At 63.3% G+C, this 16,727-nt stretch carries 21 protein-coding genes; 14 read left to right on the top strand and 7 right to left on the bottom strand.

The features are described 5' to 3' along the window. The first annotated feature begins 63 nt into the window (after positions 1-63). Complete coding sequence (locus ROE7235_RS02475) at positions 64-309, top strand: hypothetical protein (protein ID WP_121093076.1); 246 nt, start codon at positions 64-66, stop codon at positions 307-309. Position 310: 1 nt separating this feature from the next. Here ROE7235_RS02475 and cueR read toward each other — a convergent pair whose 3' ends face one another. From cueR to ROE7235_RS02455, 4 genes are all read right to left on the bottom strand, one after another. Further along, entirely contained in the window at positions 311-700 is a 390-nt protein-coding gene (gene cueR, locus ROE7235_RS02470) for a Cu(I)-responsive transcriptional regulator (RefSeq protein WP_121093075.1), read from the bottom strand. Continuing rightward, positions 697-3,168 (bottom strand): heavy metal translocating P-type ATPase, encoded by a 2,472-nt coding sequence (locus ROE7235_RS02465; protein WP_121093074.1) that lies wholly within the window; start codon positions 3,166-3,168, stop codon positions 697-699. Before ROE7235_RS02465 ends, cueR begins: the two co-directional genes overlap by 4 nt. 54 nt (positions 3,169-3,222) lie before the next feature. After that, positions 3,223-4,035 (bottom strand): histidinol-phosphatase, encoded by an 813-nt coding sequence (gene hisN, locus ROE7235_RS02460; RefSeq protein WP_121093073.1) that lies wholly within the window; start codon positions 4,033-4,035, stop codon positions 3,223-3,225. A gap of 64 nt (positions 4,036-4,099) precedes the next feature. Further along, positions 4,100-4,462, bottom strand: a complete 363-nt coding sequence (locus ROE7235_RS02455; protein ID WP_121093072.1) for a helix-turn-helix domain-containing protein — start codon at positions 4,460-4,462, stop codon at positions 4,100-4,102. A 278-nt stretch (positions 4,463-4,740) separates the two neighbouring features. Here ROE7235_RS02455 and ROE7235_RS02450 point away from each other — a divergent pair, with 278 nt between their 5' ends. The 3 genes from ROE7235_RS02450 (at position 4,741) to ROE7235_RS02440 (ending at position 7,345) form a co-directional block, all read left to right on the top strand. Next, positions 4,741-5,706 (top strand): NADPH:quinone oxidoreductase family protein, encoded by a 966-nt coding sequence (locus ROE7235_RS02450; protein ID WP_121093144.1) that lies wholly within the window; start codon positions 4,741-4,743, stop codon positions 5,704-5,706. Between the two features lie 130 nt (positions 5,707-5,836). Then, positions 5,837-6,619 (top strand): Bax inhibitor-1/YccA family protein, encoded by a 783-nt coding sequence (locus tag ROE7235_RS02445; protein ID WP_121093071.1) that lies wholly within the window; start codon positions 5,837-5,839, stop codon positions 6,617-6,619. Between the two features lie 60 nt (positions 6,620-6,679). Beyond that, positions 6,680-7,345: a hypothetical protein gene (locus tag ROE7235_RS02440; RefSeq protein WP_121093070.1), complete on the top strand. Its 666-nt coding sequence runs from the start codon at positions 6,680-6,682 to the stop codon at positions 7,343-7,345. A gap of 51 nt (positions 7,346-7,396) precedes the next feature. On the opposite strand, the gene rpmG is transcribed toward ROE7235_RS02440, so the two are convergent. The 3 genes from rpmG to ROE7235_RS02425 all read right to left on the bottom strand — a co-directional run bounded on the left by rpmG (position 7,397) and on the right by ROE7235_RS02425 (position 10,810). Continuing rightward, positions 7,397-7,564 carry a 50S ribosomal protein L33 gene (gene rpmG / locus ROE7235_RS02435; RefSeq protein WP_121093069.1) on the bottom strand — a complete coding sequence of 56 codons (168 nt, stop codon included), beginning with the start codon at positions 7,562-7,564 and terminating at the stop codon, positions 7,397-7,399. Positions 7,565-7,700: 136 nt separating this feature from the next. Further along, positions 7,701-9,416 (bottom strand): methionine--tRNA ligase, encoded by a 1,716-nt coding sequence (metG, locus tag ROE7235_RS02430; protein ID WP_121093068.1) that lies wholly within the window; start codon positions 9,414-9,416, stop codon positions 7,701-7,703. 68 nt (positions 9,417-9,484) lie between these two features. After that, positions 9,485-10,810: a FliI/YscN family ATPase gene (locus tag ROE7235_RS02425; protein ID WP_370743418.1), complete on the bottom strand. Its 1,326-nt coding sequence runs from the start codon at positions 10,808-10,810 to the stop codon at positions 9,485-9,487. An 88-nt stretch (positions 10,811-10,898) separates the two neighbouring features. On the opposite strand from ROE7235_RS02425, the gene ROE7235_RS02420 reads away from it, so the two are divergent. Genes ROE7235_RS02420 through ROE7235_RS02375 form a run of 10 tightly spaced genes read left to right on the top strand, consistent with a single transcriptional unit; the run spans position 10,899 to position 16,724 of the window. Then, on the top strand, positions 10,899-11,264 hold the full coding sequence (locus ROE7235_RS02420) for a FlgB family protein (protein ID WP_121093067.1): 366 nt from the start codon (positions 10,899-10,901) through the stop codon (positions 11,262-11,264). An 8-nt stretch (positions 11,265-11,272) separates the two neighbouring features. After that, the gene (gene flgC, locus ROE7235_RS02415; RefSeq protein ID WP_121093066.1) at positions 11,273-11,665 is read left to right on the top strand and encodes a flagellar basal body rod protein FlgC; all 393 of its coding nucleotides are present in this window, start codon (positions 11,273-11,275) and stop codon (positions 11,663-11,665) included. Between the two features lie 17 nt (positions 11,666-11,682). Next, positions 11,683-11,973: a flagellar hook-basal body complex protein FliE gene (fliE, locus tag ROE7235_RS02410; protein ID WP_121093065.1), complete on the top strand. Its 291-nt coding sequence runs from the start codon at positions 11,683-11,685 to the stop codon at positions 11,971-11,973. Positions 11,974-11,977: 4 nt separating this feature from the next. Continuing rightward, positions 11,978-12,244, top strand: a complete 267-nt coding sequence (locus ROE7235_RS02405) for a flagellar biosynthetic protein FliQ (protein WP_121093064.1) — start codon at positions 11,978-11,980, stop codon at positions 12,242-12,244. A gap of 2 nt (positions 12,245-12,246) precedes the next feature. After that, the gene (locus ROE7235_RS02400; RefSeq protein WP_121093063.1) at positions 12,247-12,963 is read left to right on the top strand and encodes a flagellar hook-basal body complex protein; all 717 of its coding nucleotides are present in this window, start codon (positions 12,247-12,249) and stop codon (positions 12,961-12,963) included. Between the two features lie 18 nt (positions 12,964-12,981). Next, positions 12,982-13,767 (top strand): flagellar basal-body rod protein FlgG, encoded by a 786-nt coding sequence (gene flgG / locus ROE7235_RS02395; RefSeq protein ID WP_121093062.1) that lies wholly within the window; start codon positions 12,982-12,984, stop codon positions 13,765-13,767. Then, a complete protein-coding gene (flgA, locus tag ROE7235_RS02390) occupies positions 13,767-14,192 on the top strand; it encodes a flagellar basal body P-ring formation chaperone FlgA (protein WP_121093061.1) in 426 nt (141 codons plus the stop codon). Before flgG ends, flgA begins: the two co-directional genes overlap by 1 nt. A gap of 31 nt (positions 14,193-14,223) precedes the next feature. After that, complete coding sequence (flgH, locus tag ROE7235_RS02385) at positions 14,224-14,949, top strand: flagellar basal body L-ring protein FlgH (RefSeq protein WP_121093142.1); 726 nt, start codon at positions 14,224-14,226, stop codon at positions 14,947-14,949. A gap of 21 nt (positions 14,950-14,970) precedes the next feature. Further along, complete coding sequence (locus tag ROE7235_RS02380; RefSeq protein WP_121093060.1) at positions 14,971-15,432, top strand: flagellar basal body-associated FliL family protein; 462 nt, start codon at positions 14,971-14,973, stop codon at positions 15,430-15,432. A 47-nt stretch (positions 15,433-15,479) separates the two neighbouring features. After that, positions 15,480-16,724, top strand: coding sequence for an aminopeptidase (locus ROE7235_RS02375; protein WP_121093059.1), 1,245 nt, complete (start codon positions 15,480-15,482; stop codon positions 16,722-16,724). Positions 16,725-16,727 lie beyond the last annotated feature (3 nt).

Genomic DNA, 16,727 nt, shown 5'->3' with positions numbered 1-16,727 from the left:
GCCGCTAGGCTTGGGGCGCGAGGATAGGTCGCACGCACCGCGTGCGACGGTTTGGAGGGAAATATGCCGTTTGATCCACTGACATTCTGGTTGCAAGGCTCGATGGTCTGGGCCTCTGTGTTCCGGCAACAACAACAGGCTTACATGCGTATGCTGTGCAATATGGCAAACGCCGTGCCGCATGAAACCGCGGCCGATGTCGCGGCAGAGGCTGAGAGCATGCGCCGCAGCAAGCCCAAAACGCAACCGCTGCACCGCCGCCCGCGCGCAACCAAGGCAGCACTAAAAACCAAGCCGGTTCCGGCCTGAGTCAGCCGTCGCGCGCCAGGTCCGACAGGATCGGACAATCAGGCCGCGCGTCGCCCGCGCAGGCCTGAACAAGGTGTGCCAAGCTGCGGCGCATCTCTTGCAATTCGGCCAGTTGCGCGTCGATACGCGCCAGCTGCGCGCTGGCCAGTTTGCGCACATCGGCGCTGGCGCGGCTTTGATCGGTATACAGGCTTAAAAGCTGGCGGCATTCCTCGGTCGAAAACCCAAGCGCACGGGCCCGGCGCAAGAAGGCCAGTTTGTGCAGGTCATCCTCTGAAAAATCGCGGTAGCCATTGGCACGCCGCGTCGGAGCTATCAGGCCGATATCTTCGTAGAACCGGATGGTTTTGGGCGGCAGGCCAGAGCGTTTGCCCGCTTGCGATATGTTCATAGCGCGCCTCCGAGTGTCATGAACCGCAATCTGAGCGCATTGGACAACACAAATACCGAACTGAGCGCCATTGCCCCGGCTGCAAGCATCGGCGACAGCATAACCCCCGTAGCAGTGTAAAGCACCCCGGCGGCAACGGGCACCAGCGCCGCGTTATAGGCAAAGGCCCAGAACAGGTTCTGGCGGATGTTGGTCATGGTGCGGGCAGATACGTCCAGCGCGGCCAAAACCGCGCGCGGATGACCCGAAGACAGCACCACATCCGCCGTATCGACGGCAATGTCTGTGCCGGTGCCGATGGCAAGGCCGATATCGGCCTCTGCCAGCGCGGGCGCATCATTGATCCCGTCACCGACAAAGGCCACGGCGCCATGCGCGGCGCGCAACTCTTGCAGGGCTGTCACCTTGGCTTTGGGCATCACTTCTGCGGTGACATGGTCAATGCCCAGATCGCGCGCCACGGCATTGGCGGTCGCGTGGGCATCGCCAGAGATCATGGCCACTTGCAGCCCGCGGGCATGCAGGTTTGCGACCATCTGCGCCGCGCCCGCGCGCGGGCGGTCTGCGACACAGACAAGCGCCACCGCCACGCCATCGACGGCAAGGAAAAAGGGTGTTTCGCCCTGTTGCGCAGCATCGGTCGCGGCTTGGTCCAGCGCATCGACGGCGACGCCCTCGGCCTGCATCAATCGTGCGGCGCCCAGCAGCACGCTCTTGCCGTCGATATCTCCGCGCAGGCCCAGCCCGGTCAGGGATTTCACGGTCTGCGCCCTCGGCACGGGCACGCCCTGTTCTGTGGCGGCATCGCGCAGCGCGGTCGCGATCGGGTGATCGGAATCGCGCTCCAACGCGGTGGCCAGCCCGAGGGCGGTGTCTTGGGACATATCGCCCAAGGCCACGATCCGCGTCAGGCTCGGCCGCCCTTCGGTCAGCGTGCCGGTCTTGTCAAACGCCACGACACGGACCTTTTCTAGGCTTTGCAAGGCGCTTCCCTTGCGAAACAGCACGCCCAGTTCCGCCGCGCGGCCCGTGCCCACCATCACCGATGTCGGTGTGGCCAGCCCCATCGCGCAGGGGCAAGCGATAATCAGCACCGACACACCCGCAACCAGCGCAAGGTTAGCACCTGCGCCAAAGGCCAGCCAGACCGCCACCGTCAGCGCCGCCACCGCCATGACCACGGGGACGAAATACATCGTCACCTTGTCGACAAGGGCCTGCACCGGCAGTTTCGCGCCCTGCGCCCGTTCGACCATGCGGATGATCTGCGACAGAACGGTCTGCCCGCCGGTCGCGGTCACACGCATATCAAACGCGTCGCCCGCGTTGATGGTGCCGCCCACCAGCTTTGCACCTGTGTCCTTTGCGCAGGGCAGGGGTTCGCCGGTGATCATGCTTTCATCCAGCAACGCATGATCCGTGGCCAGCACCCCATCTGCGGCCAGTCTTTCGCCGGGGCGCAGGCGGAGCACGTCATCGGGGACGATGTCATCCAGCGCGACCTTATACTCTTGCCCGTCCTGCACCTTGCGTGCGTGGCGCGGCTGCATATCCATCAAACGCGCGATTGCCGCACCCGTGCGCCCGCGCGCCCGCGCTTCCAGCCAGCGGCCCAACAGGATGAGGGTCACGATGACGGCGGCGGCCTCGAAATACACCGCTTGCGCGTTTTCGGGCAGCAGGGTCGGCACGAACAAGGCCACGCTGGAATAGCCCCAAGCGGCGAGTGTGCCAATGGCGACAAGGCTGTTCATGTCGGGGGCTGCGCGTGCCAGCGCAGGCAGTCCGCTTGTATAGAACGCACGCCCCGGAAAGATCAGCACCAAGCTGGACAGAATGAACTGCCCCAGCCAAAGCGGGGTTTGCCCGATTGTGTGCAACACCCAGTGGTGAAAGGGCGGCAACAGATGCCCGCCCATTTCCACGATGAACACCGGCAGCGTCAGCGCCAGCGCCACAAAGAAGCGCCGCGAAAGCGTACGGGCCTCTGCGGCCTGACGCGCGGTCGTGTCTGGGCTGCTGGTTTGGCTGACGGGGCTGGCCGGATACCCTGACGCGGTCAAAGCCTGTGCGAGATTGGCGGCTTGCCCCGCATCCAGCACATCGGCCTGCACGCGGCCCGTGGTCAGGTTGGCACTGGCGCGCAGCACGCCGGGCTGGACGGTCAGGGCTTGTTCGACCCGTGTGATGCAGCTGCCGCAGGACATGTTGCCGACCTCGAATTCCAGCGTCTCTGTCCGCATGGGATAGCCTGCGCGGCGCAAAGCGGTTTGCAGGTCGGTCACATTGGCATCGGGTGCAAGCGCGACTTCAGCGCGGTGACTGGCCAGATTGATCTGCGCGGAAACAACGCCGGGCACGTCCGCCAGCGCGCGTTCCGCGCGCCCGACACAGCCCGCACAGCTTAGCTTTTCCACCCCGAACCCCAGTTCAGAGACATGATCCTCGGCGGCCGTTTGCGTCGTCATGCGTCACCCATAACCTTGGTTATTGGGGATATGGGGCTTCCACAAGCAGGAAGGTCAAGAGGGGCTTTGCAGCATTTTCAGAGCGGCGTCGTGCAACGGTCCGTTTGCCGCCGCCAACACTTGCCCGCCATCATGCGCCGGACCGCCCTGCCAGTCGGTCACAATGCCGCCCGCCGCCTCTATCACGGCGATGGGCGCGCAGATGTCATAGCTGTTCAGCCCCGCTTCTATCACAAGGTCGATATGGCCCGCCGCCAGAAGCGCATAGGCGTAGCAGTCCATGCCATAGCGGGTCAGCTTGCAGGCCTGCGACACACGTTGAAACGCCGTGCGCTCTTTCGCCGTTCCGATTTCGGGAAAGGTCGAAAACAGGATCGCCTGATCCAGCGCCGTCGTACCGCGTGCCTGCAATGCGACCGTGCCGCGCGGGCCATGCAGTTCTGCCACGCCAAGCCCGCCGACAAAGCGTTCCTGCGTGTAGGGCTGGTCGATCACGCCCAAAAACGGCCCATCCGCATCGGCCAGCGCGATCAGCACGCCCCATGTGGTCGTGCCGCTGATATAGGCGCGGGTGCCGTCGATCGGGTCAAGCACCCATTGCAACCCGCTGGTGCCGGGGCTTGGGCCGTATTCTTCGCCCAAGATGGCATCATCAGGGCGTTCGGCGGCCAAGATTTCACGAATCGCGGCCTCTGCGGCGCGGTCGGCAACCGTCACCGGGTCAAACCCGGTTGCGAGCTTTGTCTCTGCCGTCAGGCCGGGTGCCCGAAAATGCCGCAGCGTTTGCGCGCGCGCGGCATCTGCCAGCCGGTCGCACAACGCCAGCAGGTCGCGATGGTCTTGCAATGTCAGATCGGTGCGGCGCATGGCGGAAGTCCAAGTAAACGGAGATCCGCCAGTTCTAACTGTGCCGCAAGCGGATGCAAGCCGTTCAGGCCGCATCCCCCAGCGCGCGGGCCAGATCGAACAGACGGCGGCGCTGGGCTTCCGGGATGGCATAGTAGGTGCGCAACAGGTCGAGCGTTTCCTTGCTGCCCATCATATCGGCGGCAGAGGCGTCAGCAGTATCCTCGCTGCTCTCCAGCCCCTCGAAAAAGAAGCTGACCGGCACTTCCATCGCGGCGGCGATATCCCACACCCGCGAGGCCGAAACACGGTTCGCGCCGGTTTCGTATTTTTGGATTTGCTGGAACCGGATGCCAACGGCATCGGCCAGTTGTTGCTGGGTCATCCCAATCATCCAGCGCCGATGGCGCATTTGCTGCCCAACATGGCGGTCTACGGGGTGTGTCATCTCGTCCTCTTTGTGCAATGTTACTCATACGCAGCGGGCTGGTTTCTTACTTGGCTACGCATCTGCACCACCCGCAGTTGCACGATTGCGCTTTTTTTAGCCGAGAAGTGTAAAAAGACGCTTTCCGGCGCGCTTGTTGGATTGTTTCGCATTTCGCATTGCAATTTGCAAAACAACCTTAAAGAGAGTTGCGGAATGCGCAATTCGCGCGCGGCAGTTTGGCGCTTGCTTACGCAATCGCAGCACGGCACGCTGTCGCAAAAGCCCAGAGGATCACGATGCGCGCCTTTCGCCTTGCCGCCTACGAATCGACCCCGCAGCTCCAGCAAGTGGAGATGCCCGCGCCGGGGCCCGATGAGTTGCGCATCCGGGTCGCCGCATGCGGGTTGAATTTTGCCGATCTGCTTATGATGCAAGGTAAATATCAGGAAAAAGTCGCGCCCCCATATACGGTCGGCATGGAACTGGCTGGCACGGTTGACGCCATCGGCGACGGCGTCAGCACGTTCAAACCCGGCGACCGTGTCGCGGCGTTTACGGGGCAGGGCGGCTTGGCCGAGTATGCGGTTTGCCGTGCCGAGATGTGCGCGACCATGCCTGCGTCCATGCCCTTTCCCGATGCCGCGGCGTTTCTGGTTGCCTATGGCACCTCGCATCTGGCGCTTGCGCATCGCGCAAATTTGCAACCGGACGAAACGTTGGTCGTTTTGGGCGCGGCGGGCGGCGTCGGGTTGACCGCGGTTGAAATCGGCGCGCGGATGGGCGCGCGGGTTGTGGCCGTCGCGCGCGGGGCCGACAAGCTGGCGGTGACCGAGCGCGCGGGCGCAGAGGTCTGTCTGGATAGCGGTGCGGACGGGTTCGACCTGCGCGCCGAATTGAAGGCACTGGGCGGCGCACATGTCATCTATGACGCGATCGGAGAGCCGCTGGCCACGCCTGCCATGCGCGCGCTACACCCCGAAGGCCGGTTTCTGGCCATCGGTTTTGCAGGTGGCACACCGCCCGCGTTTCCCGCGAACGTGCTTTTGGTCAAGAACCTGAGCGTGATCGGTCTGTATTGGGGGGCGTATCTGCGGTTTGCGCCCCAGGTGATGACCGGCTCTATCGCCACGCTGTTCGGCTGGTATAACAGTGGCAGCCTGCGCCCGCATATCAGCCACACGCTGCCGCTGGAGCAGGCCGCAGACGGGCTGGAATTGCTGCGCAGCCGCCGTTCTACCGGGAAAATCGTCATCACGATTTAATCAGGCTTTATCGAATTTCCCGAAATCCTGTGTGTTTGACTCCGGTTTTGCTTGAAAACCGCGCCCATCATGCAAATATCTTATCGCAAGGTGATCCATCACCGCATGTATTTCGCCAACGGAGGACGCAATGGCAGATTTCAACACGATGCGCGCGCAGGTAAGCGGCGCTCGCGCTGAACAGATCGACACCGGGCTACGCGCCCACATGAACAAGGTCTACGGCACCATGTCCGTGGGCATGCTGATTACCGGGGCCGCAGCTTGGGCCATCGCAGGGCTGGCCACGACGACCGACCCGTCGGCGGCCGCCGCCCAACTGCCAAATGGCACCTACCTCAACGGGTTGGGTAGCGCGATCTACATGTCGCCTCTGCGCTGGGTCATCATGTTCGCGCCACTGGCCTTCATCCTGTTCGGCTGGGGTGCGCTGATGCGCCGGGCGTCGGCAGCTGGTGTGCAGCTTGGCTTCTTCATCTTTGCTGCAGCCATCGGTTTGTCGCTCAGCTCGATCTTTCTGGTCTTCACCAGCTTCTCGATCGCGCAGACCTTCCTTGTGACGGCCATCGCCTTTGGCGGTCTTAGCCTTTATGGCTACACCACCAAGAAGGACCTGTCCGGCATGGGCACCTTCCTGATTATGGGTGTGATCGGCCTGCTCGTTGCGATGATCGTCAACATCTTCCTGCAAAGCCCGGCCATGATGTTCGCCATTTCGGCCATCGGTGTTCTGATCTTCGCCGGTCTGACCGCGTTCTACACGCAGCAGATCAAGAGCGAGTATGTCCAGCACGCCATGGCAGGCGATCAGGAATGGCTGGACAAGGCCGCGATTGACGGTGCTCTGTCGCTCTACATCAGCTTCCTGAACATGTTCCAGTTCCTGCTGATGTTCATGGGTCAGCAAGAATAAACCGTCTGAGAGTAAGGTAAGGGCCGGTCGTTTGACCGGCCCTTTTTCATTGGAAACCGCATGTTTCAAAGCCTGACGCACCTGCGCGGCGCGTGGCGCATTATCGTCGCAAAGCCCCGCCAGGTCCGGCGCCTGCTATTGCCGCCCTTCCTGTTGGCCATGGCGCTGAAGGCGTGGCTGAGCGTGCAAGCCACTGGGCAGGTCTGGCCCGATCTGCCGCCCGCAGCACCTGTCGGGCCAGAGCTTGCGGTGCGGGTGGCTTTGGGCCTTGCGCTCGCGGTCATGGGACTTTTGTGGCACCGCGCAATCTATTTCGGCGCGCGTGCGCCGCTGTCACCAAAACTGGCGTTGCGCTATTGGGGGCAGGGTGCGGCGCTAAGCGCGCTGGCCGCCATACCCTTTTTGCCGCTTGTGCTGGGGTGGGTGCCAAGGCAGGCAGTCTTTGCCGCCGACGCGGTTTCGCTATCGCTGGTGCTTTGCTTTGGGATCGTGGTTGCGCGCGCCGCAGGCGGTGAGCGTTTGGCCTTGCGCGCAGTGTGGTCGCCTGCGCAGGCAGGTGCGGCGTCGGTTTTGGCGGTGTTGCTGGCACTGGCGCTGCTGGCGCAGAGTGCTGCTGTGTCGGCCCTAGCCGCGCTGCATTCCGGTGCAGCTTTCCTGCTGGATGGCGCGATAACATTTGCGCTGATCGTGACGGTCCTGACGCTGATGTCGCGCCCCGGATCATAAAAAAACCGCGCCAAATGGCGCGGCTTTCAAATTGCCAAGGCGGGTGCAAGATTACTTGATCTTGCCTTCCTTGTATTCAACATGCTTGCGCAGAACGGGGTCGTATTTGCGCACGGCCATCTTCTCGGTCATGGTGCGGGCGTTTTTCTTGGTTACATAGAAATGCCCGGTCCCCGCGGTCGAGTTCAGACGGATCTTGATGGTGGTTGGCTTCGCCATGTCATTCTCTCCTGCACCGGTCCGTCGACGCTACGCGCGCCCTGACCGCAAATTCTTGAACCTACCTTCTACTGGTCAGCCCGCGCGTGTCAACCGGATTCGCCGGTGTTTTGTTCGGTGCGCGGGGTTTTTCGCGCTATCGCGCACCCGCGAACCGGGTTTCCCAATCGGTGCGCTGCTCGTCAGTGATCTTGGCGAACAGAACCTCCGGCACCGCAAAGGCATGACCGGCGGGCAAAGCATCCAAAGCCGCGCCAAGATCGTCGGGCCATGCCCAGTCGTCGCTGCCCATAGCCGCCATCAGGCTTGCGGCTGCGTCGGGGATGAACGGGCGCGAGATGATCGCGTAGACACGGATCAGGTTCAGCGCCAACCGGATCTGCGCCGCCGCTTGTTCCGGGTCTGTCTTGTAGGTCGACCACGGTGCGGCATCTTGCAGGTATTCGTTGCCCAGCACCCAGAGCGCGCGCAATTCGGTGGCAGATTTGCGGATGTCCATGCCTTCCATACGCTCCTCATAGGCGCGCAGGCGGGTGGTCAGGTCCGTGATCAACTGCGCCTCGCGCGGGCCGTATGTCCCGCCATCGGGCACCACCTCGCCAAATTTCGAGCGGCAGAATTTCGTCACGCGGCTGGCAAGGTTGCCCAGAACATCGGCCAGATCCTTGTTGACCGAGGCTTGGAAGTTCTCCCACGTAAATTCCGCATCCGAGCTTTCGGGCGCGTGGGACAAAAGCCACCAGCGCCAGTAATCGGCGGGCAGCAGCGACAGGGCCTGATCCATGAACACGCCGCGCCCCAAGGACGTGGAAAACTGTCCGCCATCATAGTTCAGGTAATTAAAGGACTTGATGTAATCGACCATCTTCCAAGGCTCGCCCGACCCCATCAGCGTGGCCGGAAAGCTGAGCGTGTGGAACGGCACGTTATCCTTGCCCATGAACTGCACATAGCGCACATCATCGGCCCCGTCGTCGGTGCGCCACCAGCGCCGCCATGCACAGTCATCCAAGCCTTGCGCTTCGGCCCATTCGGCGGTGGCAGCGATGTACTCGATGGGCGCGTCGAACCAGACATAGAACACCTTGCCGTCCATGCCCTGCCAGGGTGCTCCGTCAAACTGTGCGGGCACGCCCCAATCCAGATCGCGGGTGATGCCCCGGTCCTGCAAGCCGTTGCCGTCATGCAGCCATTTCTTGGCAATGGACGTGGTCAGCACCGGCCAGCCGTTCTGGCTGTCGATCCACTGGTCCAATCGGTCACGCAGCGTGGATTGCCGCAGGAACAGGTGCTTGGTTTCGCGCACCTCCAGATCGGTCGCGCCGGAAATGGCAGAGCGCGGGTTGACCAGATCGGTCGGGTCCAACTGCTTGGTGCAGTTTTCGCACTGATCGCCGCGCGCGCGCTCATAGCCGCAATTGGGGCAGGTGCCCTCTATGTAGCGGTCGGGCAGGAAGCGGCCATCGGTGATCGAATAGACCTGGCTTTCGCTCACTTCCTCGATCAGCCCGGCCTCTCCCAGCTTGGCGGCCAAATGCTGTGTCAAAGCGTGGTTCTGCGGGCTGGACGAGCGCCCGTAATGGTCGAAAGACAGCCGGAACCCGCGCGCCAGTTCGGCCTGCGTGTCGTGCATTTCGGCGCAATAGGCGGCCACGGGCTGCCCGGTTTTGGCGGCGGCCAGTTCGGCGGGTGTGCCATGCTCGTCGGTGGCGCAGATGAACATCACCTCGTGCCCGCGCGCCCGCATGTAGCGCGCATACAGATCGGCGGGCAACTGGCTGCCCACAAGGTTGCCCAGATGCTTGATACCGTTGATATACGGCAAGGCCGATGTAATCAGGATGCGCGCCATCTATGCCCTCATGAACCCTGTTTCGATCACGGGTGTAGACCTATCGCGGCCAAGGGAAAACCCCTCTCTTAGCCCTTTGTGGGCGGCTCCAGGCATTGCGCAAGCTTCGCGAATGCCCCGCGCACCCCATGCGGGGCCATTTCGCCCATAAACGCATCCAGCGCCGGCCAGACAGCCACGGCGCGGTCAACCAACGGGTCCGATCCCGCCTCATACAGCCCCGCCTGTATCATCACCTCTGACCGGTCATAGGCGCCCAAAAGGCGCCGGCCTTCGGAAAGGCGTGCGTTTTCCTCGGGGTTGGCCGCGCGCGGCAGCGACCGGCTGACAGAGCGCAGCACATCCACCGCCGGAAACCGCCCGCGCTCGGCGATGGCGCGGTCCATGACGACATGACCATCCAGCACCCCGCGCAGGATGTCGGCCACCGGTTCCTCCATGTCAGACCCGGCGACCAGAACCGTGAAAATCGCGGTGATCGCGCCCACCCCGTCTGCGCCCGGCCCTGCGCGCTCCGCCAGCGCCATAATGCGGTGCGACAGCGACGGGGGAAAGCCCCGCAAGCTGGCACTTTCGCCGCGGGCAAGGGCCACTTCGCGGTGCGCTTCGGCCATGCGTGTGACGCTGTCGGCCAATAGCAGCACATGCTTGCCCTGATCGCGGAAATGTTCGGCCACGGCCATCGCGGCTTCGGCGCAGCGTTTGCGGGTCAGCGCGGGCTGGTCGGACGTGGCGGTCACAATGACCGCGCGTTTCAGCCCGTCCTCGCCCAGCACATCCTCGACGAACTCGCGCAATTCGCGGCCGCGTTCTCCAATCAGCCCGATGACCACGACATCGGCCTCCACCAGCCGTGCGAAATTGCCTAGCAGCATGGTTTTGCCCACGCCCGAACCGGCAAACAGGCCGATGCGCTGGCCTTGGACCAGCGGCAGGAACGTATTGAACACGGCCATGCCCGTGTCGAGCCGTTGGCCAAGCCGACCCCGCCGCGCGGGCGCAGGCGGCGGGGCCGTCACCGGGCGGGGGCGCGCACCCGCGGCCAGTGGTCGCCCGTCCAGCGGCTGGCCGAACGGGTCTATCACACGTCCGATCCAGCTGTCATCGGGGGCCAGATGGCGCGGGCCGACCAGTTCCGCGCGGTCGCCCAAGGCCAGCCCCGAGGGCTCCCCATTGGGGAAGACGTGGACGGCATCGCCTTCCAGCTTCACCACCTCGCCGCCGATCGGGGCGCCGCGCGCGGGTTCCAGCGCGACCCAATCGCCCAGCCGCGCATCTTGCTCCAGCCCCGCCAGCACCACGCATTGCCCGTGGCTTTCGCTCACGCGGCCGAACAGGCGCACCGGTCGCAACCCGGCAACAGCGGCCCGCAGTTTTTCGATCTGTTCCATGATCCTCCAACCAGATTCGCGTTCTTGCTTACCGAACATTAAGCGAATCAGGCTTAAAGCTTTGTGTATCGCAATGACGGGAGAAGCCCTCATGTTAGACACACCAGCCATCATGCGGCTGTCACAGGCCATGGCGCGCCACGCGGCGGAGCGTCAGGTCGTGATCTCGCAAAACGTGGCAAATGCCGACACGCCGGGCTACCGCGCCCGGGACGTGGCGCCGTTTGCCGCCTATCTGCAACAATCGGGCGTGATGGACGCAATGCGCGCGGGTCGGTTGCAACATATGCCCGCCGCGCGGCTGTCCGAGACCGCCGATACCATGTCCCCCAACGGCAATAGCGTGTCGCTGGAGCGTGAGATGATGCGCGCCGCCGAAACCCGTCAATCGCACGATCTGGCGCTTGCGGTCTATGGCTCTGCGCGCGGTATCCTGCGCACGGCGCTCGGGCGATAGGGGGGATCATGGCAGACCTGTTTTCCACATTCGCCATCGCCGCGTCGGGCATGGATGCGCAATCGCGCCGCATGCGCCATGTAACCGAGAATATCGCAAATGCCGACACGCCGGGCTACCGGCGCAAAACCATCGACTTCACCGCCCAACTGGACCGTGCGCGCCATGTGACCACTGTGGCCGCAGGCCCGGTGCAACTGGACCGGGGCGAGCTGCCGCGCATCTACGACCCCGGCCACGCGCTCGCCGATGAGGACGGGTATTACCGGGGCTCCACCGTGAACACGATGGTCGAAATGGCCGATGCCCGCGAGGCCGGGCGCAGCTACGAGGCCAATCTGGCGATGTTCGATCAGGCGCGGCAGATGTCGCAAAGCCTGCTCGACCTGTTGCGCCGTTAACCAAAGGATATTGAACCATGCAAATTCCCTCATCTCTGGCCATTAACGGCTATGACCGTGCCCGCGACGCGGCCCAACCCGGCGCGCCGCAGCCGCGCGCCGAAGCGGCTTTCGGGCAAGCCATGGGCAGTTTCGTCTCGGGCTTGCAAGCGTCTGAACAGGCCGCGACCGCGTCCATGGTCAGCGGTGCCGACCCGCATGCGCTGGTGCAGGCGCTGGCCGATACCGAGCTGGCGGTGCAAACCGCCGTCAGCGTGCGCGACCGCGTGGTCGAGGCGTATCTTGAAATTCTGCGCATGCCGGTCTGACGCGATGGATGAGGTGATCTTTTTCGACACGCTCCGTCAGGGCCTATGGATCGGCACGCTGATTTCAGCCCCCATCCTTGGCGCGGCATTGGTGGCGGGCGTGGGTGTCGGGCTGTTTCAGGCGCTCACCTCGATTCAGGAGATGTCGCTAACATTCGTGCCAAAGCTGCTGGCCATCGTTCTGGTTTTCTGGGCGTCCATGAGTTTCATGACCGCCACTCTGGTCGGGTTTTTGCACGATGAAATCCTGCCACTGATCGCGGGGGGCTGAGCATGGACAACGCATCTTATGTCATGCTTACCCGCATGTCGGGCTTGCGCCGCGAATTGCAGGTGGTGGCGCATAACATCGCCAATTCCGCGACCACGGGCTACCGCAAGGAAGGCGTGCTGTTTTCGGAATACGTGGTCGGAATGGGGCAGACGGAACCGTCGGTCTCCATGGCGCTGGGCAATACCCGCCAGACCATCCAGATACAGGGCGCGCTGTCGCAAACCAATGGCCGGTTCGATTTCGCGGTCGAAGGCGACGGGTTCTTTCAGCTTGAAACCGCCCAAGGCCCGCGGCTGACGCGTGCGGGGCTGTTTACGCCGAATGCGGCGGGTGAATTGGTCAATCCCGACGGCCACCGCCTGCTGGATCTGGGCGGTGGGCCAATTTTCGTTCCCCCCGATGCCCGTGATGTCAGTCTGGCGCGCGATGGCACCCTCTCGGCGGATGGCGCACCAATCGGGCAGGTCGGCGTCTTTGCGCCCGCAGACCCCGTTACAATGACACGCGCCGCGGGCACCCTGTTCGCGGTTGAGGGAGAGGTTATCCCGGTCGAAGCGCCGCAAATCCTGCAAGGGTTTCTGGAGGACTCGAATGTTGACCCGATGCTGGAGATGTCGCGCATGATCGACGTGCAGCGCGCCTATGAGAGGGGTCAAAGCCTGATGCAACGCGAAGATGAACGGATCAAGGGCGTCATCCAGACGCTTGGCCGTTAACCCGAACCGGAGGTCCGAATGAAAGCCCTGCAAATTGCCGCAACCGGCATGACCGCACAGCAAATGCGCGTCGATACGATTTCCAACAACCTCGCGAATATGAGCACCACGGGCTACAACGCCCGCCGCGCCGAATTCGCCGATCTGCACTACCAGCAATTCGCCCGCGCCGGCGCTATCACTGCCGCCGATGGCACCGTGCTGCCCACTGGTGTGCAGGTGGGTCTTGGCGTGCGTCCGGCGGCGGTCAGCATGCAAATGCAGCAAGGGGCATCAACCTATACCGGCAACGATCTGGATGTCGCAATAGAGGGCAAGGGCTATTTGCAAGTGACCCTGCCGAGTGGAGAGGCCGCCTTTACCCGTGACGGCGGCCTAAAGCGCACGGGCGACGGCCTGATTGTCAATTCCGAAGGGTATGAGGTCGCGCCGGGCATCGTCATCCCCAATGATGCGCGCGACCTGTCGGTAAATTCCGAGGGCGAGATATACGCCTATTTCATCGGTAATGTGCAGCCGCAACGGCTGGGGCAGTTGAACCTTGCCAATTTCACCAATGAAAAGGGGCTGGAGGCGATCGGCTCGAACCTGTTTCTCGAAACCGAAGCCTCTGGGCCTGCCATTCAGGGCGTGCCGGGGCAGGACGGGCTTGGCACCTTGCGCCAGGGATATCTGGAAGAAAGTTCCGTCGATCCGGTGCGCGAGATGACTGAACTCATAAAGGCGCAGCGCGGATACGAATTGAACGCAAAGGTCATCACGGCGGCAGACCAGATGATGGGCGCAACGGCGCAGGTGCGCTGATGAAACTGTTGCTTCTGGCGCTTATCCTGCCGTGGCCCGCTTTTGCCGATGCGCTGGTCGCGACCCGGCTTATCCGTCCCGCCGAGGTGTTGCGCGCCGTCGATGTCGAGGTGCAGCGCGGGTCGCAGCCAGGGGTTGCCAGCGACCCCATGCAGGTCGTGGGGTTGGAAGCGCGCGTTGCCATCTATCCGGGCCGCCCCGTGCGACTGGCCGACCTTGGCCCCGCAGCGGTGGTCGAGCGCAACGAGACCGTCGTCATGATCTACCGTCAGGGCGGGTTGACCATTTTGTCCGAGGGGCGCGCGCTGGGTCGCGCGGCGCTGGGCGACAGTGTGACGGTCATGAACAGCACGTCGCGCCAATCCGTTCAGGCGCGCGTGACCAGTTTCGGGCAGGTCGAGGTCGGCGGGATGCTCGCCCCATGACTGCCCGCTTTGCCCCAACAAAGGAATGCCGATGCGACCTGTCCTGATTTGCCTTTCGTGCCTGTCTCTCATGGCTTGCGAGCCGTTGTCCGAAGTGGGCCGCGCCCCCGCTTTCACCGCGCCCGAGGACAGCTTTGAGCATGCTGCACTCTACCGGATGCCCTTGCCCGAAGAGGCAACGGCCGAAGCGCCGCCGGACCGCGCATCGCTCTGGTCGGCAGGACAACGGTCGCTGCTGGGCGACCGCCGCGCCTCTGGTCCGGGTGATATTCTGACCGTGGTCATCGAGATCGACGACAGTGCGCAAATTTCGAATTCCACGGCGCGCGGGCGGTCGGGCTCTACCAGTATGGCGGGCCCGTCACTGTTCGGGATACCCGAAGCGATCGACCGGCGTTTGCCGGGCGGCCTTAGCATTGCGGCGGGAGCCAGCACCGAAGGGGCCAGCGATTTTTCCGGCAATGGCAGTGTCAGCCGCAACGAGCAACTGACCCTGCGCGTCGCCTCGACCGTGGTCGAACGTCTGCCCAACAACATCATGCGCATCGAAGGGCGGCAGGAAGTCCGGGTTAACCACGAGCTGCGAGAGCTGCTTGTGACCGGCTATGTGCGCCCCGAAGATATCTCGCGCAAGAACGAGATCGGCTACGACAAGATCGCGAATGCACGCATTTCTTATGGCGGGCGGGGCGTCATCTCCAGCATGCAGCAACCTCGCTACGGGGCGCAGATCCTTGAGATTGTCACGCCTTTCTGAGGGGCTTTGAAAGAGGGCACCATGGCCAAGATCCTTCCTATCGTGTTGATTCTGCTGGGCCTTGGTGGGGGCGTTGGGGCGGGCTTTGCTTTGCGGCCCGCGCCCGAACCGCCTAGCGAGGATGGCGCAGCACCCCCGCCGCCCATAGACGCGCCCGTGACCGAGCTTTATGTGCTGGAGGGCCAGTTCCTGGTGCCGATTGTCGAGCAGGGCAGCGTCACCTCTATTATCGTGATCGAACTTGCGCTGGAGATTGACGATACCGCAAACTTGGCGGTCGCTGACAAAGAACCCTTGTTGCGCGACCGAATGCTGCAAATTCTGTTCGACCATGCCAATATCGGCGGGTTCGAGGGGATGTTCACCTCGAGCAACAATATGGCACTGTTGCGAAAGTCCCTGTTGGAAGCGGCAACGCAGGTCATGGGCCGCCGGGTCGTCTTTGAAGTGTTGATCACGAATATCCTGCGCAACGGCGCTTGACCCCACCCGCTGCTTGGCCCAGCTTTCGCAAAAGAATGGAGGCTGGAATGCGTGACGCGACCGAACTGGAACCTGACATGATGGCGGCACTGGCCCGCTTGTCGGTGCGGGTGGGATTGAACCTGCAACCCGATCAGGAATTGGTCATGACCGCGCCGACCGCGGCTTTGCCGCTGGCGCGGGCGATTGCGGCCGAAGCCTACAGCGCGGGCGCACGCCTGGTCACGCCCATCCTGAGCGATGGCGACATCGCGCGCGCGCGATATGCGCATGGCCATGATGCGGGGTTCGACCACGCGCCGGCATGGCTTTATGACGGGATGGCGCAGGCCTATGAAAACGGCGCCGCCCGACTGGCGCTTGTGGGTGAGGATCCGTTTTTGTTGTCCGATCAGGACAGCGCCCGCGTTGGTCGTGCCAACCGTGCCAACGCGGCCGCATATCGACCCGCGCTGATGCATATCTCTGATTTTCGCATCAACTGGTCAATCATGGCCTGCCCGACGCCTGCGTGGGCTGCGCGCATTTTTCCCGACCTGCCCCCCGCAGAGGCGTTGGCGCGGCTTGCGCAGTCTATCGCGCAGACCGCGCGTATTGATCAGGAGGACCCGGTCGCCGCCTGGAGCGCGCATAATGCTGCATTGGCCAAGCGCTGTGAGGTGTTGAACGCGGCGCGTTTCGACGCGTTGCAGTTTTCCGGGCAGGGCACCGATCTGCGCATCGGGCTGGCAGAGGGGCATTTCTGGCAGGGCGGCGCAAGCCGCGCGCGCAACGGTGTGACCTGCAACCCCAATATCCCGACCGAAGAGGTGTTCACGACCCCGCATGCGGGCAAAGTGGACGGCGTGGTGCGTGCGACAAAACCGCTGTCGCATCAGGGAACGCTGATAGAGGGGATCGAGATGCGGTTCGAAGCCGGACGCGCGGTCGAGGCGCGTGCAGCGCGCGGACAGGATGTTTTGTCGCAGATGATCGCAACAGATGAGGGCGCGGCGCGTTTGGGCGAGGTGGCGTTGGTGCCGCACAGCTCTCCCGTGTCGCAATGCGGGCATCTGTTTTACAACACGTTGTTTGATGAAAACGCCGCCTCGCATATTGCCATGGGGCAATGCTACGCCTCTTGTCTGGAGGGCAGTGACTTGACGCCCGAAGATATCGCGGCGCGCGGCGGCAATAAAAGCCTGATCCATGTGGATTGGATGATCGGCGACGGGCGCACGGATGTCGACGGTATGCGCGCGGACATGGACCCTGTACCGCTGATGCGCAAGGGTGAGTGGGTGATCGGCTGACCG

This window comes from Roseinatronobacter ekhonensis (genome assembly GCF_900499075.1).
GTDB lineage: Bacteria > Pseudomonadota > Alphaproteobacteria > Rhodobacterales > Rhodobacteraceae > Roseinatronobacter > Roseinatronobacter ekhonensis.
Note: the sequence above shows the minus strand (reverse complement) of the source record. Positions and strands in the feature narration are given on the sequence as shown.